17 protein-coding genes and 2 pseudogenes are annotated in these 22,199 nt (G+C 62.0%); 2 read left to right on the forward strand and 17 right to left on the reverse strand.

What is annotated here, in order from left to right:
• From C7477_RS17445 to tssB, 8 genes are all read right to left on the reverse strand, one after another.
• Positions 1–513: contractile injection system protein, VgrG/Pvc8 family (locus C7477_RS17445; RefSeq protein WP_281032554.1), on the reverse strand; the 513-nt coding region annotated here is incomplete at its 3' end.
• Between the two features lie 19 nt (positions 514–532).
• Positions 533–1,072 carry a type VI secretion system lipoprotein TssJ gene (gene tssJ / locus C7477_RS17450; protein WP_110754497.1) on the reverse strand — a complete coding sequence of 180 codons (540 nt, stop codon included), beginning with the start codon at positions 1,070–1,072 and terminating at the stop codon, positions 533–535.
• A gap of 5 nt (positions 1,073–1,077) precedes the next feature.
• Complete coding sequence (gene tagH, locus C7477_RS17455) at positions 1,078–2,586, reverse strand: type VI secretion system-associated FHA domain protein TagH (RefSeq protein WP_181418459.1); 1,509 nt, start codon at positions 2,584–2,586, stop codon at positions 1,078–1,080.
• Positions 2,587–2,615: 29 nt separating this feature from the next.
• Positions 2,616–3,653: a type VI secretion system baseplate subunit TssG gene (gene tssG / locus C7477_RS17460; RefSeq protein WP_110754501.1), complete on the reverse strand. Its 1,038-nt coding sequence runs from the start codon at positions 3,651–3,653 to the stop codon at positions 2,616–2,618.
• Positions 3,617–5,383: a type VI secretion system baseplate subunit TssF gene (tssF, locus tag C7477_RS17465; RefSeq protein WP_110754504.1), complete on the reverse strand. Its 1,767-nt coding sequence runs from the start codon at positions 5,381–5,383 to the stop codon at positions 3,617–3,619. Before tssF ends, tssG begins: the two co-directional genes overlap by 37 nt.
• Positions 5,384–5,390: 7 nt before the next feature.
• A complete protein-coding gene (gene tssE / locus C7477_RS17470) occupies positions 5,391–5,873 on the reverse strand; it encodes a type VI secretion system baseplate subunit TssE (protein ID WP_110754506.1) in 483 nt (160 codons plus the stop codon).
• 3 nt (positions 5,874–5,876) lie between these two features.
• Entirely contained in the window at positions 5,877–7,394 is a 1,518-nt protein-coding gene (gene tssC, locus C7477_RS17475; protein WP_110754508.1) for a type VI secretion system contractile sheath large subunit, read from the reverse strand.
• 54 nt (positions 7,395–7,448) lie between these two features.
• The gene (tssB, locus tag C7477_RS17480; RefSeq protein WP_110754510.1) at positions 7,449–7,970 is read right to left on the reverse strand and encodes a type VI secretion system contractile sheath small subunit; all 522 of its coding nucleotides are present in this window, start codon (positions 7,968–7,970) and stop codon (positions 7,449–7,451) included.
• 646 nt (positions 7,971–8,616) lie between these two features.
• Here tssB and tssM point away from each other — a divergent pair.
• Together tssM and tssA are read left to right on the forward strand one after the other, a co-directional pair.
• Positions 8,617–12,264 (forward strand): type VI secretion system membrane subunit TssM, encoded by a 3,648-nt coding sequence (gene tssM, locus C7477_RS17485; protein ID WP_110754512.1) that lies wholly within the window; start codon positions 8,617–8,619, stop codon positions 12,262–12,264.
• Positions 12,261–13,796 (forward strand): type VI secretion system protein TssA, encoded by a 1,536-nt coding sequence (gene tssA, locus C7477_RS17490; protein ID WP_110754514.1) that lies wholly within the window; start codon positions 12,261–12,263, stop codon positions 13,794–13,796. The genes tssM and tssA overlap by 4 nt, the downstream gene beginning before the upstream one ends.
• An 88-nt stretch (positions 13,797–13,884) precedes the next feature.
• Here tssA and C7477_RS17495 read toward each other — a convergent pair whose 3' ends face one another.
• From C7477_RS17495 to C7477_RS17535, 9 genes and pseudogenes are all read right to left on the reverse strand, one after another.
• Positions 13,885–15,081, reverse strand: a complete 1,197-nt coding sequence (locus tag C7477_RS17495) for a TraB/TrbI/VirB10 family type IV secretion system protein (protein ID WP_110754516.1) — start codon at positions 15,079–15,081, stop codon at positions 13,885–13,887.
• A complete protein-coding gene (gene trbG / locus C7477_RS17500; protein ID WP_110754518.1) occupies positions 15,078–16,139 on the reverse strand; it encodes a P-type conjugative transfer protein TrbG in 1,062 nt (353 codons plus the stop codon). Before trbG ends, C7477_RS17495 begins: the two co-directional genes overlap by 4 nt.
• Positions 16,136–16,825: a conjugal transfer protein TrbF gene (trbF, locus tag C7477_RS17505; protein ID WP_110754520.1), complete on the reverse strand. Its 690-nt coding sequence runs from the start codon at positions 16,823–16,825 to the stop codon at positions 16,136–16,138. The genes trbG and trbF overlap by 4 nt, the downstream gene beginning before the upstream one ends.
• Positions 16,822–18,195 carry a P-type conjugative transfer protein TrbL gene (trbL, locus tag C7477_RS17510; protein ID WP_110754522.1) on the reverse strand — a complete coding sequence of 458 codons (1,374 nt, stop codon included), beginning with the start codon at positions 18,193–18,195 and terminating at the stop codon, positions 16,822–16,824. Before trbL ends, trbF begins: the two co-directional genes overlap by 4 nt.
• Before the next feature lie 3 nt (positions 18,196–18,198).
• The gene (gene trbK-alt, locus C7477_RS17515) at positions 18,199–18,492 is read right to left on the reverse strand and encodes a putative entry exclusion protein TrbK-alt (protein WP_110754524.1); all 294 of its coding nucleotides are present in this window, start codon (positions 18,490–18,492) and stop codon (positions 18,199–18,201) included.
• Positions 18,493–18,502: 10 nt separating this feature from the next.
• Positions 18,503–19,255, reverse strand: a complete 753-nt coding sequence (gene trbJ, locus C7477_RS17520) for a P-type conjugative transfer protein TrbJ (RefSeq protein WP_110754526.1) — start codon at positions 19,253–19,255, stop codon at positions 18,503–18,505.
• Positions 19,252–21,707, reverse strand: a pseudogene (gene trbE / locus C7477_RS17525) (conjugal transfer protein TrbE). Before trbE ends, trbJ begins: the two are co-directional and overlap by 4 nt.
• Positions 21,708–21,720: 13 nt before the next feature.
• Positions 21,721–21,969, reverse strand: a pseudogene (locus tag C7477_RS17530) (VirB3 family type IV secretion system protein); the annotation flags it as partial.
• Positions 21,969–22,199: TrbC/VirB2 family type IV secretion system protein (locus C7477_RS17535; RefSeq protein WP_110754528.1), on the reverse strand; the 231-nt coding region annotated here is incomplete at its 5' end. The gene C7477_RS17535 and the pseudogene C7477_RS17530, both read right to left, overlap by 1 nt.

Consider the following 22,199-nt stretch of genomic DNA (forward strand, 5'->3'; position numbering starts at 1 on the left):
GGCCAGATGCGTCTCGCGGTACTGCACGCAGAACTCGCGCGCCAGATGCTTGCCCGAAAGCTGCCATTTGACATCCTCGACGCCGCATTCCTTCAGCACCGTGCGGATGATGTCGGGCACCGAAACATTCTGGAAGATGCGGCTGTCCGAGCCATGGTCGAGCCGGTGCAGCGCCGGCAGCAGCACCACATGATAGGCGGTGCGGTGATGGCCCTCGTCGCCGCGCGCGATCGAGGCGACGACGCCGGAGAAATGCCGGGGCGCTTCGAGATATTTATGGTGGATGGTCAATGTCGCCTTGCGGTCGATGAGCGCCGACAGGTCGATCTCGCCATTGCGGCTGACCAGCGATATCTCCGCCCGCGTCAGCCCACCCACGGCCTCGTCGGCGCAAAAGGCGGTCACGGCGAAGATGTCGTCGGCAAGACCGAGCGACTGCGCCCCTTCGCTCCAGAACGAGAACGACACATCCTGACGCTCGCCATGCAGCGGTTCGCTCAATAAGACATTCATGATTGCTCTCCAACGAAGCTCATCGATGCACCTGCACGGAGACGCCCTTTGCCCGGATCGGAATGAGGATGTTGTAATTCTCGCCCGTGGCGTTGACCTTTTCCGCGGTGCGCCAATTCACCATGTCGATGGCCTGATAGCCGACGGCGACGCCGATGAAGCTGGTTTCCTTGTCGAGTTCCCATGTGGAGAGAATCTCGGATTGCCCCGGCGCGACCTGTTTTTCCTTGTGGCTCACATAGGAGGTGCCGAGCGTGGCCTTGGGATCCTGCGACAGGCTCATGAAGTCCGAGGTCATGAGCTTGCCGTCATCGGAAAGCTGGAACACCCAGACATCGACGGGCGCGGTCTGGCCATCGGCATTCCGGTTGACGCCCGGATCCTCGTAAAGCGTGATCGTCGCCTTCGAAGGCTGGTCCTTCGGCTCTCCGATCGGCATGTCGGGATTCATGGCGATCTTGCTCATCTTGCTGACCGCTTCGACCGTCTTGGCTGGCGTGCAGGCCGTCAACAGGCCGCACAGCAGCGCAATGCATGCTCCCCCGGCGAATGAACGCATGACCCTCAAATCTCCTTGGAGCGCTGGCGCATTTCGCGGTCGTAGACCTGGCGATAGACTTCCCAGAACATGCGGGAGAGACCGCCCTGATGGCTGGAGCGCATCTCCGCGTAATAGTGCTGGTACATGGTCCAGTGCCATGCATCGAGATCGCCGGAGCGCGGCGCGTGCCCCTTGTATTTCAGGAAGCGCTTGGCGAGCGCGAGGGGCGCAAGGGCCTGCAGCACCGCGTCGAGCGCCGCTTCCGAAGCCGCCTCGCTCGCTTCCTGATGATAGCGCAGCAAGGTGAGGCTCTCGCCGATGGCCGAACTTGCCGAAAGGTGGACGGGGCTCCGGTTCAGGAACAAATCGCGCAACACATCTTCCACCGACTGGTCGAGACGCAGCGGATTGTCCTCGATCGCATGGAGATGCGTTTCCGCCAGATTGCTGCGCTGGGACAATTCGCGCTTATGCGCTTCCATCAGGCCTGTTATCGCGGTTTTCAGCGCCTCGCCGATATCGCGCGCCAATTGATCGGCCTGCGGCACGGTCATCGACTGGATCGGCAGGCCCAGCGCATGACAGAGCGGGCGCAATACGACGTGATCGACCAGTTGCTCCTGGGACTCATCGGTTTCGACCTCGCCGAGCCAGCGGTCGCGGATGACGACATCGCGGGTGGACGGACGCGCCGTCGTCTGGTTTCCCGCCGATGCGGCGAGCATTGCCAGATAGGCGTCCATATCGTCCTGCGCGGTGTCGCGCCGGGCGGCATTCCCGCTCATGGGCTGCTCCCGTTCGCTCTGGCCGTCGACCCGGCGGGCCTTCGGCGGCGCAAAATATTGCGACGAAGGCTGCAGATCGTCCGGGATGGAAGCGTGGCTTGCTTCTTCCGGCTCGATGTTCAGATAGTCTCCGAGTGTGGATGCCATGGCGTCCCCTTCCCTGTTCCATTCCTTGTCGAACGCGGCGACCGGATCCCGGCCGGTTCGCGCGCGGCCCGTGTTCTGCTCTTCCAGAAGAGACACCGGATCGACGTGCTGCGCGCGCTCGAGGCGCTCCCGCAGCGCGATGTTGCCGTCCTTGCGCATGATTTTTGAATCAAAGAGATTGTTGCCGGAGAATTCCTCCTCCCGCGCGTCACCCACCAGCGAACCCACGGAGATGAAGCGCTGCGCCCAGCGCTCCCCATGGCTCTGCTCCGCATCCTCGTCCAGGCTGACGGTGACATAGGCGCTGACCTCGAACTGGCCAATACCGAGCACATCGCCATCCGTGACGCGGAAGGATTCGCCGCGCCCGACCGCCTGCGTCGCGCCATTGACCCTGATGCCGCGATCCGACAGGATTTCGAGGCAGAAGAAGCCGTCCACATGCAGCACCCGCAAGTGCTGGTCCGCAACTGATCCGCCGCGGTCCGACAGCACCCAGTCCGCCTCCGCCGCCGCGCCGACCAGGCCGCCGGCCTCGCCAAACACCGCCGTCGCCTTCGTCCCGCCGTCCAGCAGGCTGGTGTTATTGATCATCAGCATCAGGCGCATCGAGCCAGGCCTTTCATGGTTCAGCTCCGGACCTGAATGATGACGTCGCGCATTTCTTCGAAGCGCCGGTCGCCGAGGAAGGAGGACCAGCCGAGCCGGCTGGCGCTGTCGGAGCGTAGAGTGAGAGGATGGGCTTCGCGCGGCAGCAGGCCGAGCTTCAGGTCATAGGCAAGCTGGTCCCGCAGCATGAACTCGACGAGGCCGCGCAATGGCTTGAAATCCTTGCCGTGCGGCAGGAAATCCTGAAACCGTTCGAAGGTCAGGTTGCGGATGACGATACGGATCTTGCCCTGCACGTCAGGCGTACGGTCGCCGAGGATGAAGGATTGGCCGAGGGCCGAGTTCATCTGGCCAAGCCGCGTGATCTGGTCCGCCGCAATCGGCACCTTGCGCTTGACCCACTCCTCGATCTCCACCGCGTCCAGATTGAAGGCGTGGGCGATAACCGCCGAAAGCATGGCCGGCGAACGGTTCCGCGTCGACAGCATGCCGGCGAAACAAAGAAGGCGCGGCCAATAGATATTGGTCTCTGCCCTTGTCTTGGCATCACCGAGGCCGAACAGTGAAAATATCCAGGAGGAGAACTTGTCCTCGCCGCCAGGCTTATAGCGCCGGTAATAGCGGAATTTCCGCCACGACCGATGCAGCAGGCCGATCACGCGGTTATGGAAAAAGTCCAGGAACCCTTTGATAACAGAGCCTTCGGCATCATATTGCGCGATTCTTTCGGCGTAATAGGACGGCAGCGGCGAGCCGGAGCCGTGGAGGCCGAGGAAGCTCACGGACATTTTGAACCGGCTGGCGGACGCATCGTTGCCGCGCGCCTCGTCATGGGACAGCCGCTTGATGGAAACCACATCCGACAGCGGAAAAGCGAGGTTATGGACTACCTCGAAGAACACTTTTTCATCCGCCGCCAGATCGTGCGTGCCCACCTCCCGCCCACCGTCGAGCCGGTTCTGGATAAGCTCCACCGCCTGGAAGAAGGCGTAGCGATTGGCTTCCTGCTCGAGATGGCCGCCTAGATCAGCGGCTGTCGCCCGATCCTTGCCGGCCATTTGTAGATTTCCCCGTTTTCCTCGCCCAGAACTTCAAGTTCGTGGAAGGAGTTGACTGTTGAGTAGAGCGCGAAGAACTCCGCAAGTACGCTGGCGAAGAGATACATCTCCCCCTCGGTCTGAAAGCTGCTCTCGCGCATCACCATGCGCGACTTGAGCCCGCGAATGGGCAACCCCTTGAAGAGGCGGTCGAAGGGCGTCGTGGTGAGCTTGCGAATGCCTTCGAGGCGCTGCCGCGCCGCGCGCTCCGCCTGGCGGTCGGTCAGGCTGCGATAATCGTAGACAGACAGGATCGCGGCCAGCGCATCGCGGTCCAGCAGCGACATATAGTTGAGCGACAGGTTGGAGATGAGGTTCCAGTTCAGCGTGCCGTCCAGCGGCGGATAGACCGGCGCGGTCGGGCGGGTGATGTTGGCATAGGTGACGAAGACCGGCGAATTCTCGGTGGGAACGCCGATGTCCCCGACGCCAAGCTCGGCGGCAATGCCGCGATTGAAGCAGCTGAGCTGCATCGACAAAGATTCCTCGGGGGGAACCGCGTGCTCGGAATTGTGCAGCACGAAGGAGATCTCGTGCTCGAAGCCGCTGAGGCGCAGCGATTTTTTGGCGCGCTGGCGGTAATAGACCTGCTCGCCGTGCCGGCCCTCGCCGATCTCGTGTTCGAAGGATTCGAATGCGGGATAGGTGCGCGCGACGGACAGCCGGGCTTCGTCAGCGGAAGCGAAATGGCTGCCGACCCGGTCGATGGAGAATATCTCGATCTTCTCGGGATCGACACCATGGGGCCGGACGCGGTAGCTGACCTTGCGATGATCGACGATGAGCGGATCCGCATCCGCCTCGAACAGGTTTACGGCGGGGATGCAATAGAGCTGGATGCTGTCGGGACGCAGTTTCACGTCATTGGGCAGCGGGCGCTCATATTCCAGCTCCAGCTCGAATTCCGTATCGTCCGATCCGTTGAAAATCTGGTCCAGCTTGACGAGGTCATAGCCATAGAACTTGTCCGGGAACACGAAATATTCCTGGAGCAGGCGGTGGCCCTCGAAAGCCGTGGTGTTCTGCGGCAGGATCGCTTCCGCGCTGGAGAAGCCGATAGGCTGGAGGTTTTCGCGGTGGTTGATGCGCCTGCTTTCGCCGCTTTTGAACACCACCCGCATGCCCTTGAGATACCGGCCGGTCCACAGATGCAGCATCTGCCTGACCGGCAAATCGCCCGCGAAGGTCAGCCGCAGATCCCTCAGCTTGATCTGCCCAAGCGGCAAACCGGACAATGTCTCGAAAAAGATGCGGATGCGGGCGCTGTCGCGCGTTCTCTCCAGTTGCGAACTGGCGATTTCCAGCGGGTAGACGGGGCAATCGGCAGTGGTCCGGAACGGACATTCATAGCCCTGCACCGGCCTGGACAGAATCTCCGTCCCGCGCGGCATCATCTGCCTTTCCGTGATCGAGCGATCGACCGGCGTGAATTTCATGAGCACGGCCGGCGGGAAGGCGCGTAGGAAATTCGGCCAGAGCAGCGAAATGACGGAATAGGTGAATTCCGGCATCTCGTCTTCTATCTTTTCCCGAACGCGGCTCGTGAGGAAGGCGAAGCCCTCCATCAGCCGGTCGACATCCGGGTCGGTGCTGGTTTCCGACAGATATTTCGCCAGCTTTGGATTGAGCCGTGAAAACTCCCGGCCCACATCCCTCAAATAGCTGATCTCGTCCTGGAACAGATTACCCACTGGCCGCTTACCCTATCTGATGGAACCGACCGTCACGCATCGCCATGTCGATGCGGATCTGCTCGTTCGTGCTTGCGACCTTGATGGATGCCACGATGGTGAACCGAAGCTGCAATGGCTGCGACGGATCGGGCGCATGCTCGACACGGACATCCCCGATGCGCGGCTCGAACGTGCGGATGCAATAATCGATCGACGCCGTGATATGCTTCGACACGTCATTGGAGGAGATCGTGCCGTCGTTGAAGTCGGTGACACCGACCTGCGGGTTCGCAGCGGCGCCACCGGCATGGGTGTTCAAAATGCGCTCCAGATTGCGCTGGATGGAGCGCAGCAGCGAATCCGTCGCATCGGCCGAAGGCGAGACCTCGAGTTCCTCCTCGTCGAGGAGGAGCCGATCGAAGAGGCTGCCCGCCGCGACCCGTGAACGGGAGTCCCAGATCGCGCTGGATTTGCCTGCTTTGGAATTGCCTGACCGGCCCGATGCCATCGATTACACCGCGACGTCCGAGCCTGTCGTGCCCTTGTCGAGCTTGCCGACGAGCGACAACTCGAAGTTCGCGCCCATATATTTGAAGTGCGGACGCACCTTGAGGGAGACCTGATACCAGCCCGGATCGCCTTCGACATCGGCGACCTCGACATGCGCGGCGCGCAGCGGACGGCGGCTGCGGACGTCGGAGGGCGGGTTTTCCTGGTCGGCCACATATTGCTTGAGCCAGACATTCAGCTCGCGCTCGAGATCCTCGCGCTCCTTCCAGCTGCCGATCTGCTCGCGCTGCAGCACTTTGATGTAATGCGCCAGGCGATTGATGATGAACATGTAGGGCAGCTGCGTGCCGAGCTTGTAATTGGTCTCGGCCATCTTGCCTTCCCTGGTGTTGGGAAAGCGCTTCGGCTTCTGGATGGAATTGGCCGAGAAGAACGCCGCATTGTCGGAGCCCTTGCGCATGGTGAGTGCGATGAAGCCCATCTCGGCCATTTCGAATTCGCGGCGGTCGGTGATGAGCACTTCGGTCGGAATCTTGGCTTCGAGCTGGCCGAGCGCCTCATAGACATGCACCGGCAGATCATAAACCGCGCCGCCGCTCTGCGGGCCGATGATGTTCGGGCACCAGCGGAACTTGGCGAAGCTCTCCGTGATGCGCGTCGCCATCAGGAAAGCGGTGTTGCCCCAGAGATAATTGTCGTGCGCCTCGACGACATTTTCCTCGTAAACGAAGCTGCGCGTCGGGTTGTCGAGCGGATCGTAGGGCTGGCGCAGCAGGAAGCGCGGGCCGGTCAGGCCGAGATAGCGGGCGTCCTCGGTCTCGCGCAGCGCGTTCCACTTGCGGAAGCGCGGGCTTTCATAGACAGCCGAAAGCTCCTTGATCGATGGCAGATCGACATAAGAACTGACGCCGAACATTTCCGGTGCGGCGGCTGAAATGAACGGCGCATGCGCCATCGCGCCCACCGCTGACACATATTGCAGCAGCCTTACATCCGGCGCGGACGGGCCGAAGCTGTAATTGGCGATCATCACCCCGGTCGGCTCACCGCCGAACTGGCCGTAGCCCGCAGAATAAACATGCTTGTAGAGACCTGACTGCACGATCTCCGGCGCGGTCTGGAAATCCTCCAGCAGGTCTTCCTTGGAAACCGGCAGGACATCAATCTTGATGTTCTCGCGGAAATCCGTCCGGTCGACGAGAAGCTTCAGCGAGCGCCAGGCGGATTCCATCTCCTGGAAATCCGCGTGGTGGATGATCGCATCGACTTGCTTGCCGATCTTGCGGTCGAGCTCGGCGATCATGCGGTCTACCACCGATTTATTGATCCGCTCTTCCGTGCGGTTGGATTTCAACAGATCGGCGATGAAGGTTTCGACTCCCTTCAAGGCGATGTCATAACTCTCCTCGCCCGGCTGGAGGCGGGTTTCCTCCATGATCTGCGCCAGCAGGGAATCGCCGCCAGGAGCCTCGGCCAGGGATGCCTGCTTCTCCGCATTCGACAGTATCGCGGTGTTCATGATATGAACCTCATCAGAATTGAAATAATTCAAGGTCGGCGCCCTCGGCCCGGGCTATTCAGCGGGCGTATCGCCGATGACAGGCGTGATTTCCTCGATGGAATTCAGTTCCTTCAGCAGACGCTCGCGGCTCTGCTCATCATCGAGAAGCTGCTGAAGGCGGCGGCGGAAGGCCGGGATGTTGCCGAGCGGCCCCTTGAGCGCGACGAGCGCCTCGCGCAGTTCGATGAGCTTCTTCAGCTCCGGAACCTGCTGCGCAACGGAATCGGGCTCGAAATCCTTAAGCGACTTGAACTGCAGCGAGACTTTGAGATCATTCTCCGCGTCGTCGGAAAGCTTGTTCTCGACGGTGAACTCGCGCCCGAGACCGGCCTCCTCCATGACGGAGGCGAAAGTATTCTTGTCGACCGACAGAACCTGCCGGTCCTCAAGCGGCGTGCCATCGGGGCGCCCTAGATAATCGCCCAGAACCATCACGCGCAGCGGCAGTTCCACCTCCGCCTGCTGGCCGAGCGTGGCCGGAACATACCGGATATTAATCCGCTCCTTGGGAGCGACGGAGCCTTCTTTGGACATTAGATCCCCTCTTCAACCAAAAAGAGTTATTGACGCTCAGATTGACCTTACGTCAAGTTTTCACAATACTATACTGTAAGTTGTTACGGTCGATTACTTTCCGTTACGTCATAGTTCATTTTGCAGATCAAGTATTCTTCGAGAAAAGAGGAAGAATGCCGCAGTAAATCGCAATTTATGCTGCATTTACCCCATGAAACCACCCGGCCATCCCAAAGCAACCTTGATTCCGCCGCATTCCAGCTAAGCCTTACATGCTCTGCACCCTTTTGAAAACCCGCAAATTTGAGGGGTAGATTTCTTTCATCGGTTGTGCACTCTTCCTGATTTGACTGAGATGACTTGACTCGCTTTCCACTACCGGGGGGCGAGATGTTAGCTATCTGTGTGGTGAGGATAATGCACGACTCTTGTCCCAAGTCCCGCCTTCAAACCGGGTGGTTTGCCCGTTTCCCATGATGCTCCGAGGTGTTCGCACTGGCATTCGGCACGAAGGCAGATTGACCGCCCGCTCTGGGGAATCCTTTCGGATAAGTTTATTCCGATCCCAGCGATCTGCGGTGCGGCGCACTTCTCTCAGGCGTCATCTTTCGCAGGCCCATCCATTAATTCTCAATATTCCGTTTTCCCACAAACAGGCCAGAACATGAGAAGTCTCCTCTCCCAGTTCCTCAGAAAACTTCTTTCGACCGTCAGATCCGGCCTGTTCGTCTGGACGGGCGTTCTTATCGCCTTGAGCCTGTTCATCTGGTTCTACGGCCCGCGCTTCCAATATGTGGACTATGCGCCGTTCGGACCGGTGACGAACCGGGTCATCGCCATCGGTGTGCTGGTGGTGCTCTGGGGGATCAACAATTTCTTCATGGCGCGCCGCGCGGCGCGGGAGAAGCCGAAGGCGAAGCGCGAGATGGTTGAGAAGCCGCGCGACCAGGTGGAAGAGCAGATCCTGCTGCTGCGCCAGTCCTTCCGCAATGCGATGCAGACCATCCGCGAGAAATGGACCGGGCGGGAGCGCGGCGGCCGCTCCATCTACGCCTTGCCCTGGTATCTGGTGCTCGGCCCCGCCACCAGCGGCAAGACCTCGCTGATCATCGAATCCGACCTCAAGTTTCCGCTGAGCCATCTTCTCAACGATGGCGACGTCAAGACGGCCCGCTCGACCGGCCTGCCGCAATATTGGGTGACCAGCGACAGCGTCCTTTTCGACATGCCGGGAAGCTGGCTCGGGCGCTCCTTGAAGGATGAGGGAAGCGAGCAGCAGGCGCCGGAAGAAGGCGCGGACGGAAGCCTCAACGCGCCCGACGGCAAGCGCCGCCTCTGGTCGGCCTTTCTCGACCTGCTCGTAGAATATCGCCCGCGGCGTCCGATTAACGGCGTTGTGCTGTGCGTCGATGCCACCGAACTCGTGCGTGCAACCGATGAAACCCGCACCAATCTCGCCGCCGACATTCACGGCAAGCTCGTGGAGATCGCCGAGCGCTTGGGGACGCGCTTCACGGTCCATGTGGTCATGACCAAGCTCGACCGGCTCGCCGGCTTCAAGGATTTCTTCGCGCAATTTTCCAGGCAGGAGCGCGAACAGCCGCTGGGCTTCTCCTTCCCCATTTTTGACGAGGTAAACGCCGATCAGTGGATCGAAAGCTTCGACCAGCAGTTCGAGGGCTTCATCAAGCGGGTAAATGACGATATCATCGACCGCCTCTATATCCAGCGCGATACGGAAACCCGCCGCAACACCTATGTTTTCTCGCGCGAGCTTGCCTCACTCGGGCCGATCGCCGGGGAATTCCTGAAGCGTGCGCTGCATTCCGACAAGTTCTCGACGCCGCCGCTGGTGCGCGGCATCTATTTCACCTCGGTGAAGCAGCAAGGCGTTCCTTTCAATGCGCTGCTGGCCCGCGTGGCGCGCGATTATCATATGTTCGCGCCGATCCTGCCGGCCTATTCCGGCCACTCGACCCGCTTCTTCGCCGAGAATGTGTTCTCCCGCGTCATTTTCCGCGAGGCCGGTCTTGCCGGGGACAACAAGGCGGTGGAGCGCCGCAAGCGGCTGGCGCTCAACGGCACGATCCTTGCCAGCGTGCTCGGCCTTCTCATCTTCGGCTTCCTCCTGAAGGAGGCGATGCAGGACAATTCCGCCCGCGCCGCCAATATTCTGGCCACCAGCCGCGATTTCGTGAAGCTGCCGCGCGACGCGAAACCGGAAGACGCCAAGGACGAGGCCCAGTTCCTGCCGGCCCTCAACGCCATCGCCGCCGCCAACCAGGAATTCCCCGGCTGGAAGGACAAGGCCGATGCGCGCCGCTACCTCACGCTTTATCAGGGGCGCCGCGTGGGGCCGAAGGTGGAGGAGGCCTATGAGGAACTCCTGCGCCAGCGCTTCGTGCCAACGCTTGCGCTACAAGTGAAAAAGGAAATGGACCGGCTCGGCCAGTCGAAGGAGACCGCGACGAGCGACCAGCGCCTCGACGCGCTGCGCGTCTATCTGCTGCTTGGCGATCTGCAGCGCCGCCGGGAACTCGACTCCAGCGGTGAGACCGCCAGCCTCGGCCGCAAGGCGATCGTTGCGTGGATGCAGGCGAACTGGCAGCAGCGCTTCGAAGGCGCAGCTCCAGTCCAGGGAGATTTGCTGCGCCATCTCGAATATGCGCTCGACACCGACCGCATCGAAGTGCCGATCGACCGGCAGGCCGTTGCCGCCACGCAGTCGGCCCTGCGTGAAGTGCCGAGGGATGTCCGCCTCTACCGCAGCCTGCAGGCGCTCTCCGAGCGTCAAGTGCCGGGTGGCATCGGTTTCCGGCGGGAAATCGGGCCGAGCTTCGACATCGTCTTCAAGCAGAAGGGCGATGCCGGCGTGCGCACCCAGCCTGACATCGTCATTCCCTATTTCTTCACCAAGCGCGGTTTCCATGAGTTCTTCGTTCCCAAGAACGACAGCCTCTCGGTCATTGCCGTCGAGGATGCATGGGTCATCGGCGAGCGCGAGCATGTGAAATATTCGCCGGAGGATCTCGAAGCGTTCCGCGACAAGATCCGCCACCGCTATGCAACCGACTATATCAATGCTTGGTCGAACGGCCTGAATGGCCTCAACATCGTCGATTTCCGCAATCTCGACGATGCCACGCGCGTGCTGGAGGAAATCAACGGCCCGGCAAATCCCTTTGGCCGCCTGCTGATGCTGGTGAAGAACCAGACCGAAATCTACGACGCCAAGCCGGTCGACCAGAACGCGGAGCAGCCGAAAACGGAGATCGCCTTCGACAAGAACCGCGAGCACGGCCTGCGCATCGCGCGTGCCTTCGCCGACCTGTCGCGGATTGTGACCGCAGGCGACAAGGAGAAGCCTTTCTTCGAAGAGTTGATGGGGACGCTCGGCGGGCTTGAAACCTACGTTCACACCATCCAGAGCGAAGAGCGCCTGTCGAGCAAGCCGGTCGCGCTGGAGAAAGCACAGGAGCGCGCCAAGCTGCAGGGCGACGATCCGATCTACATCATCCGGCGGACCGGAGCGAACCTGCCCCAGCCCTTCAGCAAGTTCTTCACGCAATTGGCCGACAACAGCTGGACCGTCGTCCTGGCCGCCGCCAAGCATGATCTGCAGACGGTCTGGCAGGATAATGTCTACCGGACGTTCAACGTGACGCTCGCGCCGCGCTATCCCTTCAATACCAACGCGCGGGACGAAGTGACCTTGCAGGAGTTCCAGCAGTTCTTCGGACCGAAGGGGGATTTCGACTCCTTCTTCGACCAGCATTTGAAGACCTTCATCAATGAACATACCGGCGAGCCCGTGGTCATCGACGGCCAGAGCCTCGCCGTCAGCGACGAATTCCTGAAGCAGGTCAATTCCGTGCGGCGCATAAGGGATATCTTCTTCGATACCGAAGGCGTTCCGACGCTTCGCTACACGGTGGAACCCTTGAGCCTCTCCGGGAAGATGTCGCGCGCGGTGCTCAACATCGAAGGGCAGCTCGTGCCCTACAGCCACGGCCCGACAAGGCCCATCGGCATCCTCTGGCCCAATGCGCTGTCCAGCAAGCAGGATATGAGCCAGGTTTCGGTTTTCGGCACCGGCGGCGTCTCCGGCACGGCGGGGCTCTCCTTCCAGGGCCTGTGGTCAAGCTATCGCCTGTTCGACAAGGCCCAGATCAGCGATGTGAAGCCGGAGAGCGTCGATCTGAGCTTCAACGTCGGCGGAGGCAAGGTCAAGTACCGCGTCCGCATGTCCGCGACGGAGAACCCCTTCGCCACCCGCCCGCTCAGCACGATCAAACTACCGGAACAATTATGATGGCGGGGGACGAGAACAGGCCGGCCGATTATCTGACCGGCCTGGGATGGGTCGATACGCATCCGTGGATGATCGCCGTCGGCGCAGATGTGCCGGGGGCGCAGCCGCAAGGGATGCAGCCCGATGACTGGGAGGAATTCCAGGACATCGAGACCGAGATGATGAAGCGGGGAACACTCGCCCACGGGCAGATCCGCTGGAACTGGCTGGCCGAGCAGTGCGAGCTTCTGACACGCGAGCGCACCAAGGACCTCCGGCTGCTCGCCATCCTGCTGCAATGCCTGCCGCACAGCACGGTGCCTGCACGGGCGCCGCTCGCCGCGGCGCTTGTAGCGCGCTTCATGACGCTCTGGGGCAAGAGCGCATTCCCCGCCGGGCGGGTCCGGGCTCGTGAAATCGGCCGCATTGGCGATCTGCTGGAAGGTTTCATTTCCAAGGCCATCGCGCAGGACGAGCATCTGGAACCGAACGAGATTGCCGCGACCGCCTCGGCCATCGAGTGCTGCTCCGCCATCTTCGCGGAAACCGCGCCCGACCTCGGCATCCGGTTCGCCATTCTCCCCGCACGCCTCGAAGCCGCCGCGAAAGAGGAGGCGCCGCCGCCCAAATCGCAGCCGGCTGTGGCGAAACATCCGGATTCTTCCTCATCCGCTACGGCTACCGCCCTTCGCGCACCCGAAACGCCTGCACCCCGTCCGGAAAGCTTGCGGCTCGATACTGGCAATGAGCGCGCGCTCAAGCAGAGCCTGACGGTCGTGGCCGATTTTCTGCTCGGCCAGGACGCCGGTCACCCGCTCTCCTACCGGCTCCGTCGTTACGCAACCTGGTATGGCATCACCTCGCTCCCGCCGATTAAAAGCGGCTCCCGCACCGTTCTGCAGCCGGTTTCGGAGGATGTGGCCGAAGGCTACCGCATCGCGGCGGAACGCGGGCAGGCCGGTGCTGATATCGTGCAGAAGCTGGAGCGCAGTTGTCATCTGCAGCCCTTCTGGCTGGAAGGGCAGATGCTTGCCTATCGCCTCGCCCGCGCCTGCGGAAGGGTGGAGGCTGCCGAGGCGATCCGCAGCGAGACCCAGCGCTTTGCGTCGAGCCTGCCGGGCCTGGAGCCGCTTTGTTTCACCGACGGCTCCCCCATCCTGACGCCGGATGCCCGGCAATGGCTGGGAAATCGCGCGGATACGGACCGCCGCGCGGGATTTCATCCCGATTCCGGCAATGGCGCTTCCGATTCAGCGGCAATGGTCGGCGGCGACCTGCAATCGGTTGTCCGCACAGCCCGCGAAAAGGGCAAGGAAGGCGATTTCGCCGCCGCCATGCAATTGCTCGATGGCGCAAGGGGCAGCGAAAGCAGCCCACGCGAGCGCGCCATCTGGGAACTGGTCATCCTCGAATGCCTCAGCGACTGGGGAATGAAATCCCACGCCGCCTCGCAGGCCGCGCGGCTAAAGGAGGCCATCGCCGGAAAGACGGTCGAGGAATGGGAACCCGAATTGCTCAAACGGATCGGGCGCATCAACCACGGCACTCAGTAATATTAGACGGTGGAACAATAGGGGCAATTCTAGAATTCGCTTGACCATAGCTCATTCTGAAAAGTCGGATCGAGCTTTAGTTGCATTATCATGTGCCTTCATATGGTTCGAGTGTGAGATCGCGCATCACCACCACCCGAACAGGAAACCCCGACCGGATCGTCAGCGTCGGTGCGACCTGCAACTGGCGGCGGATAATCTGCTGGCCGGCATCGTTGATCGTATCCTGCGCGCCATTGCGGATTGCCCGCACCAGCCGGTCTTCATCATCCATGGCAAGCTCCGCGCCAACTGAGAGCAGCGTGGAGAGACCGGCGGCCTTCGCCATATCCCACCAGTGATAGTCGACACCATCCTCGATACCGGCATAACCTTGCATATCGGCGCCCGGCTGGCGTTCGAGGACGATGGACCGGCCGTTGGGGAATATGAGCCGGTTCCAGACCAGAAGGACGCGACGCTGCCCGAAGCCGACATTGTTGTCGTATTGGCCAATGATGCGGGTGCCCTGTGGCACGAGCAGAATGCGACCAGTCGGGCTGTCGTAAACATGCTGCGTGACCTGGGCGATGACCTGCCCAGGCAGATCGGAGCGGATGCCGGTGATGAGGGCGGCCGGGATGACGGAGCCAGCCTGAAGGACATAGGGCGATGTAGGCGGCATGACGCGATCGGGCGCGACGGTGCGGCGGTCGATTGCCGCATTCAGAAATGCGAGCTGGCGATCTTGCACCGATGGGGAGCCGAGTTGGCCGGCAAGGTCGAGGCCAGCGAGATTGAGCGATGGGGCGGCGTCCGGCGCGGTAGCGCCAGATCCAGGCCGGGTTTCGCTCTGGAAGAAGACACGGGAGGTTCTCGCGGCCTCTTCCTCCGCCAGTCTGCGTTGCTCAGCGGGATCGACGGCCGGCGCCGTCACAGGAGATGGCGGCACGGGCTGGCCACGGTTCTGCGCGTTGAGAATAGGCCGTCCTAAATCTCCTGGCAGCGGTGGTCCGAGAACCGGGCCGGTGTAGTCGCGTGGCAGACCTGCAAGCCCGTCCGCCGTTTGCCTGTTCTCCGTGGAATAGAGTTCTTCCCCGCCGGGACCGGAACTGCGGGTCTGAAGAGCGTAAATCAGCGTACCGCCTATACCGAGACCCGCGATGACACCAATGCAGGTCAGCACTTTGCGGGACAGTCGGGTGACGCGCGGTATCTCGGCGCGCAGTCTCATAGGAGCTGTGGAGTCCGCGACTGAACCGGTTGGCGTTGGTACGGCTTCCTTTTCAATATCATTCCCGGTCATCTGCCCTGCCCTCCCCTATGAGGCCAAGCGTTCACCGGTTTCGAAACTCCGCCGGAGCTTTGCAGCCAAGAGAGTGGACCGCCTCTCACCGTCCCATCGGTGCGCACGATCCTCACGGTCTGCTGCCGCTTGCCGCCCAGGCGCAGCTCCGCGGCACCGAACAGACGGTCGACGATCAAGACATTCTGATGGATGCGGCTGTTGATGATTTCGGCCTCGCCTTCCGGCCCGATGACGAACAGCGGCGGAAGCTCACCTTGCACGATGCCGCGTGGGAACTCGACATAGACCCGGCGCCCGTCATCATAGACCGAAACGGGCCTCCAGGGTGGATTGTCGCCAGTCAGACCGTAGCGATAGTTCCTTGCTGTGATGGTCGGAATGATCGGCGTGGCGGGGACGGCCCGGCGCTGGCTGGCGGGCGGCTGAGGATAGGCCCAGGCAACCGACGGCATATAGGGCTTCTCGCCTGACCGCAGCTCGATCATGTAGACGCGCCGGTCCGTCGTCACGACAAGGTTGGTGGAGATGTCCGGCCTCGTCGGCTTCACGAAGATATGGACGCGCCGCGTCGTGCCGCTGCCGCTCTCGGTGTCGCCGATGATCCAGCGAGCGGTATCTCCGGCAGCGATCGGTCCCGCGCCGGTCAGGCTTTCGCCCGGTTCGAGCGCGATATCGGTAATCTGGCCTGGCGCGGCATAGACCTGATAGAGCGCGCCTTCGCTCCACGGATAAATCTGAATTGCGTTGTAATACCCTTCACGACGCGGCTCCACGCGGGCCGCCGCGTTGGCGTTTTCGACACGGCCTGTCGCCGTGCCGGACGCGGTCCCTCCCCGCGCCACCTTCCAAGCTGGAGGAATATGCAGAGCGCGCGGCCGCTGCTCGACAGCTGGTGTGGGCACCGCTGGCAAGGGCGGGACACTGGCGTCATAGCTAATCTGCGGTGGCTTTTGCGGCGTAGCGCAGCCGGCCAGAGCAGTCCCGGAAAGAAGGATAAGCGCCAAGGCGGATTTACGGAAAGGCGGGATTGCGGAGATGCGGGTCATAGCGATCATTGGCCCATCTCCCGCGACCAGTTGATGGCATTGACGTAGATGCCGAGCGGATTGGCCTTCAGCCTGTCAGCGTCGCGTGGCGCCTGGATCACGATGGTCAGGATGGCCGTCCAGCGTTCAGTCGTGGAGAGCTGGCCATTCTCATAATGGCGCTCGATCCACGCCACGCGGAAGGAGTCCGGCGATGCCCGGATGACGGATGAGATTTCGACGGCGATCTGCTGCTTGCCCACCTTGGTGAACGGGTCGTTGCTGCGCGCATAGTCGTTCAGCGCCGCCGCTCCCCGGTCGGTCGTCCAGTCATAGGCGCGCAGCCAGTTCTGGCGGACAATGATCGGATCGGCGGGAATGCTCCTGACCTGCTCGATGAACCGCGCCAGATGCCACGCGATTTGTGGGTCGGTTGGCTGATAACTAGCCGTGGCAGCGGCGACGGTCTGGGCCTGACCGAGCTTGTCGACCTCAACCACCCAGGGCACGACTGTTCCTCTGGCGGATTGCCAGACCAGCGCGGCGGCGAAACCCGCCGAAAGAATGAGGCAACCGAATGCCATGTAGCGCCAATTTTTGGCCTGGACGCGCGCGGAGCCGATGCGCTCGTCCCATACCTGCGCGGCTCTCTGATAGGGAGTCTCGGGTTGTGGCGTCTTGCCGTAATGGGTTGCCGGTCGTTTGAAGAAGATCATGATGGATCACTTGATTGAAGGTTGACGGAAGAGCCGCCGCCATGGCTGTCACCGGAACGGATGGCGTGGGCGGCGGCGGAAACACCGTGGCTGAAGTGCTGGCTGCGTTTCATGCGCCTAGCCCAGTCAGGAGCACCGTCGTGAGAAGTCGCTGAGGCAGCGGCAAAGGATGGATCGCTGGCGGCAGCGGCACCGCCCACGGTACCGAGCGTGGAAGAGCCGCCGGTTACAACGAAGCCGTCCTTCACGCCTTCCGAGAAGTTGGCTTTGACGCTGTCTGCGGCGCGGGCAGCGGCGCGCCTGAGCGGCGACACTGCGGCTGAACCCGCCGCGCGACCTACCCCGCCGAGGCCGGATACAACGCTGGCCGCACCAGTATGCCCCATAGAGCCGAGGCTGTAGGCGGTCGAGGCAGCGCCCGCGGCAGCCGCTCCACCCCGCACAGCGACTGCTCCGCCGGAAAGCGCCGCGGCACCACCGCGAAGGGCCAGACCAGCCGCCCCGCCAGCCGCCAGCGCCGCACCACCGACGGCAAGACCGGTGCCAACAGCCGCACCGGCGCCGAGTTGCTGGCCGCCGGAAACGAGACCATTGGCTATGCCCGGTCCGAAAATACCGAGACCGACCAGGGAAAGCGCGGCCAGTACGATCGCCATCGCATCGTCGATCGTCGGCATGGCACCACCGAAGCCTGCGGTGAACTGGCTGAACAGGGTCGAGCCGATGCCGATGATGACGGAGAGAACCAGAATCTTGATGCCGCTGGAAACGACGTTTCCCAGGACGCGCTCTGCCATGAAGGCGGTCTTGCCCCAGAGGCCGAATGGGATCAGCACGAACCCGGCCAGCGTGGTCAGCTTGAATTCGATCAGGCTGACGAAGAGCTGGATCGCCAGAATGAAGAAGGCGAGGATCACGAGCGCCCAGGCGAAGAGCAAGCAGGCGATCTGGATGAAGTTTTCGAAGAAACTCACCCATCCCATGAGATCGGAAATGGATTCAAGCAGCGGGCGGCCGGCATCAAGGCCGACCTGCGCTACCCGGCCGGGACACATCAGATCGGCGGCGCTGAAGCCGGTCCCGGAGGCTTGCAGGCCGAGGCCGGCGAAACTCTCGAAGACAATCCGTGCCAGATTGTTCCAATTGCCGATGATGTAGGCGAATGCCCCGACGAACAGGGTCTTCTTGATGAGGCGGGCGATGATGTCATCATCGGCGCCCCAGCTCCAGAACAGGGCAGCCAGCGTCACATCGATAACGATCAGCGTGGTGGCGATGAAGGCGACCTCGCCACCGAGAAGGCCGAACCCGCTATCGATATAGGAGGTAAAAACACCAAGGAAATTGTCGATGACACCGCTGCCGCCCATGGTTCACCGCCCTTCGGTGGCTTGTGGGGCCGCCCGCACAGATGTCCTGCCGAGAAAGCGGTCGCGGGTTTGTGCCCAGACGCGCAGGCATTCAACATCGCTCGTGGCGGCCTGCCCAAGCTGCTGGCACCGGCGCTGGGCGAGGCGAAGCGGATCTTCCTGCGCGTCGACCGCTGCCTGGGATCGTATCGATGGCGCGGGGTTCTCTCTTTTTCTGAGCATCTCGGTTGTAGTCGCGGTAATCGCGACGGCGACAACGACAATGGCACCCAGCCGGGCCGGCAGTTTGCCGTCCATGGCCTCCTCCTCAGTTGAACATCTTGGCATTGCCTTGCGTGTAGCCGGAGCCCGGCGTCAGGAAGCGCTGGCGCTGCACGCGGCCCTGTTCAGCGGCGGCAGCGCGTTCGGCCTCGGTAAGTGCGGTGGCGCGGCCATTGGCGGCAAGCAGCGCCGTCAGGTCGGAGAGCTGCTGCGACTGGAGCGCCAAAAGCTGGTTGCCGGCTTGCGTGGCCTGGAGCGCGCCGGTCGCACTCTGGCTCTGGCCTACCAGTTGCGACATCTCGGTACGGTTAGTGTCGATATTGCCGACGACGGTGGCCTGCACGCGCATGGCATCCTGAAGGCCGCCGACACTGTTCTTCCAGCGGTCCTTGGCATCGGCGATAAGCTGCGCGTCGGTGGCCGAAAGCGAGACATTGGCATATTTCGACTGGAACGCCCGGTCGATCTGGCCGACGTCGAACGCGATGTTCTGCGCCTGGGACAGAAGCTGCTGCGTGCGCTGAACGGATTGCTGGATTTGCTGGAGCGACGAATATGGCAGGCTGGCGAGATTGCGCGCCTGGTTGATCAGCATCTGCGCTTCGTTTTGCAGGCTGGTGATCTGGTTGTTGATCTGCTCCAGAGCGCGGGCTGCGGACAGCAGATTTTGCGCATAGTTTGTCGGGTCGTAGACAATCCAGGCAGCGGAAGCCGGCGGCGTCAGCACCAGCGAAGCGGGACCTGAGAGGGTGAGAAAGGAAGCGGCAAACAGCGCCGCATGGGAATGACGAGTCTTCACGGTTGAGCCTCCTTGTCGGGCTGGGGGATGAGATTGGCGAGGTCCGGAATGAGGTCGGCAGCCCAATCGACGCCCCGATGGCGAAGCCAGGCTGCAAGGAAGCCGTCGCGGCCGTGCTCGGCGAAGACGCGGGCGATGGCGGACTGGTCGGATTTCGAAGATGCGGCCGTGAGCGCCAGGCCGACTTCGGAAAGGCCCAGTTCGAACAGGCGGTTTCCCCTGCGGCTCTGGCAGTAATAGTCCTTTTTCGGCGTGGCGCGCGCGAGGATCTCGATCTGACGGTCGTTCAACCCAAACCGGCGATAGATGGCGGTGATCTGCGGTTCGATAGCACGCTCATTCGGTAGCAGCAGCCGCGTCGGGCAGCTTTCGATGATCGCGGGAGCGATGGCTGAATTATCGATGTCCGAGAGGCTTTGCGTGGCGAAGATCACGCTGGCGTTCTTCTTCCGGAGCGTCTTCAGCCATTCGCGGAGCTGGCCGGCGAAAGCATCGTCATCTAGCGCCAACCAGCCCTCGTCGATGATGAGGAGCGTCGGTCTGCCGTCCAGGCGGTCTCCGATCCGATGGAAGAGGTAGGACAGGACCGCTGGGGCGGCACCAGTGCCGACCAAACCCTCGATCTCGAAAGCTTGCACGGATGCGCTACCCAGATGCTCGGTTTCGGCATCGAGCAACCGGCCATAGGGACCACCGACACAATAAGGCCGGAGAGCCTGCTTCAGACCGTTCGACTGCAGCAACACCGTCAGGCCGGTGATGGTGCGCTCTTCGACCGGTGCCGAGGCGAGCGAGGTCAGCGCAGTCCAGATATGCTCCTTGACATCAGGCGTGATCGCGATGCCTTCGCGCATCAGGATGGCGACGATCCAGTCGGCCGCCCAGGCGCGTTCGGGCATGTCATGGATGCGCGCGAGCGGCTGGAGCGAGACAGAGAATTCGTCTCCTTCGGTGAGATCGCCACCCAAATCATGCCAGTCGCCGCCCATGGCGACTGCTGCGGCCCGGATTGAGCCGCCGAAATCGAAAGCGAAGATCTGGTTCCGCTCGTAGCGCCGGAACTGGAGCGCCATGCAGGCGAGCAAGACGCTCTTGCCCGCACCGGTCGGCCCGACCACGAGTGTGTGGCCGACATCACCGACATGAAGGGAAAACCGGAACGGGGTCGAGCCTTCGGTCTTGCCGAAAAGCAAGGGGGGGCGTCGAAGTGCTCGTCCCGTTCCGGCCCCGCCCACACGGCGGAAAGGGGGATCATGTGGGCGAGATTGAGTGTCGAGATAGGAGGTTGCCGCACATTGGCGTAAACATGACCCGGCAGCGAGCCGAGCCAGGCATCGACGGCGTTGATGGTCTCAACCATTGCTGTGAAGTCGCGGCCCTGGATGATTTTTTCGACAAGCCTGAGCTTTTCGTCGGCGAGGCGCGGATCGGCATCCCAGACGGCGATCGTCGCAGTGACATAGGCCATGCCAGCATAATCGGCACCGAGTTCCTGAAGCGCGATGTCCGCGTCGGCGGCCTTGTTGGCGGCGTCGGTATCGATGAGGACGGAAGCCTCGTTGGTCATCACCTCTTTCAAGATCGCCGCGATGCTCTTGCGCTTGGCGAACCATTGCCGCCTGATCTTCGTCAACAGCCGGATGGCGTCGGTCTTGTCGAGCAGGATCGCGCGCGTCGACCAGCGATAGGGAAAAGCCAGTCTGTTCAGTTCGTCGAGAATTCCGGGCGTCGTGACTGTCGGAAAGCCGACAATGGTCAGAATGCGCAGATGCGCATTGCCGATTTGTGGCTCCAGACCGCCGGTCAGTGGCTGATCGGCCAGCAGCGCATCCAGATATATCGGAGTCTCGGGCACGCGGACGCGGTGCCGGTTGGTTGAAATGGTCGAATGGAGATAAGTCAGTGTCTCGCTGTCATTAAGCCAGTAGCATTCCGGCATGAAGCCATCGAGCAGCGCGAGAACACGGTCAGTGCGATCGATAAACGCGCGCAGGATCTCATTTGGATCGACGCCGGAACGTTCGCGGCCCTCGTAGAGCCAGGTTTCGGTACGGGCTGCGTCCTCGGCGGGCGGCAGATAGGTGAAGGTCAGGAAATAGCCGGAAATGAAATGGCTGCCCTTTTCCTCGAAATCGGCTTTGCGCTCCGCCTCCAGCAGAGCCGAGGCCGGATCGGGAAAGCGGCTGTCCGGATAGGTCGCGGCCTCATCGCGCTGCGCTTCCACGAAGATCGCCCAGCCGCTCCCCAATCTGCGGAAGGCATTGTTCAATCGCGCGGTGACGGCAACAAGCTCGGCCGCGACGGCGGATTCCAGATCGGGGCCGCGGAACCGGGCGGTCCTTTGCAGCGATCCGTCCTTGTTCAGAACAATTCCCTCAGCGACAAGGGCGGCCCAGGGCAGATAGTCGGCAAGGCGGCTGGCGGTGCGGCGGTATTCGGCGAGGTTCATCATGGCCGCTCCTTAGGCGGCGACCAACTTCGACAAAGAGCGGATCGCGGCGCGCCGCCCAGACCGCCACGAAATGCCCGACGGCCCAGATCGCGAGGCCAACCAGCCAGAGACGCAGGCCAAGGCCGACAGCTCCGGCCAGAGTCCCGTTCATGATGGCGATGCTTCTCGGCGCACCGCCGAGCAGGATGTGCTCGGTGAGCGCCCTGTGGACCGTTACGGTGAAGCCCGGCACCTCGTCGGCATGTTCCAGAACATCGGCCATCAGACGAGCGCTCCGCCGCCGAACGAGAAGAAGCTGAGGAAGAAGGAACTCGCCGCGAAAGCGATCGACAGGCCGAAGACGATCTGAATCAGCCGCCTGAAGCCGCCGCTCGTGTCACCAAAGGCGAGCGCCAGGCCGGTGGCGATGATGATGATCACCGCGACGATCTTTGCGACCGGTCCTTCGATGGATTCCAGTATCTGCTGAAGGGGCTCTTCCCATGGCATGTT

It is taken from the genome of Paramesorhizobium leguminum, assembly GCF_003217235.1.
Taxonomy (GTDB): Bacteria; Pseudomonadota; Alphaproteobacteria; order Rhizobiales; family Rhizobiaceae; genus Paramesorhizobium; species Paramesorhizobium leguminum.

Bases quoted from the DNA above. Each gene is read 5' to 3' on its own strand.
- C7477_RS17495 (WP_110754516.1), bottom strand. From the start codon at position 15,081: ATGACCGGGAATGATATTGAAAAGGAAGCCGTACCAACGCCAACCGGT.
- tagH (WP_181418459.1), bottom strand. From the start codon at position 2,586: ATGCTGATGATCAATAACACCAGCCTGCTGGACGGCGGGACGAAGGCG.
- tssC (WP_110754508.1), bottom strand. From the start codon at position 7,394: ATGAACACCGCGATACTGTCGAATGCGGAGAAGCAGGCATCCCTGGCC.
- trbF (WP_110754520.1), bottom strand. From the start codon at position 16,825: ATGATCTTCTTCAAACGACCGGCAACCCATTACGGCAAGACGCCACAA.
- tssG (WP_110754501.1), bottom strand. From the start codon at position 3,653: ATGGCCGGCAAGGATCGGGCGACAGCCGCTGATCTAGGCGGCCATCTC.
- tssJ (WP_110754497.1), bottom strand. From the start codon at position 1,072: ATGCGTTCATTCGCCGGGGGAGCATGCATTGCGCTGCTGTGCGGCCTG.
- trbK-alt (WP_110754524.1), bottom strand. From the start codon at position 18,492: ATGGACGGCAAACTGCCGGCCCGGCTGGGTGCCATTGTCGTTGTCGCC.
- trbG (WP_110754518.1), bottom strand. From the start codon at position 16,139: ATGATCGCTATGACCCGCATCTCCGCAATCCCGCCTTTCCGTAAATCC.
- tssB (WP_110754510.1), bottom strand. From the start codon at position 7,970: ATGTCCAAAGAAGGCTCCGTCGCTCCCAAGGAGCGGATTAATATCCGG.
- tssM (WP_110754512.1), top strand. From the start codon at position 8,617: ATGAGAAGTCTCCTCTCCCAGTTCCTCAGAAAACTTCTTTCGACCGTC.
- trbL (WP_110754522.1), bottom strand. From the start codon at position 18,195: ATGGGCGGCAGCGGTGTCATCGACAATTTCCTTGGTGTTTTTACCTCC.
- tssA (WP_110754514.1), top strand. From the start codon at position 12,261: ATGATGGCGGGGGACGAGAACAGGCCGGCCGATTATCTGACCGGCCTG.
- tssE (WP_110754506.1), bottom strand. From the start codon at position 5,873: ATGGCATCGGGCCGGTCAGGCAATTCCAAAGCAGGCAAATCCAGCGCG.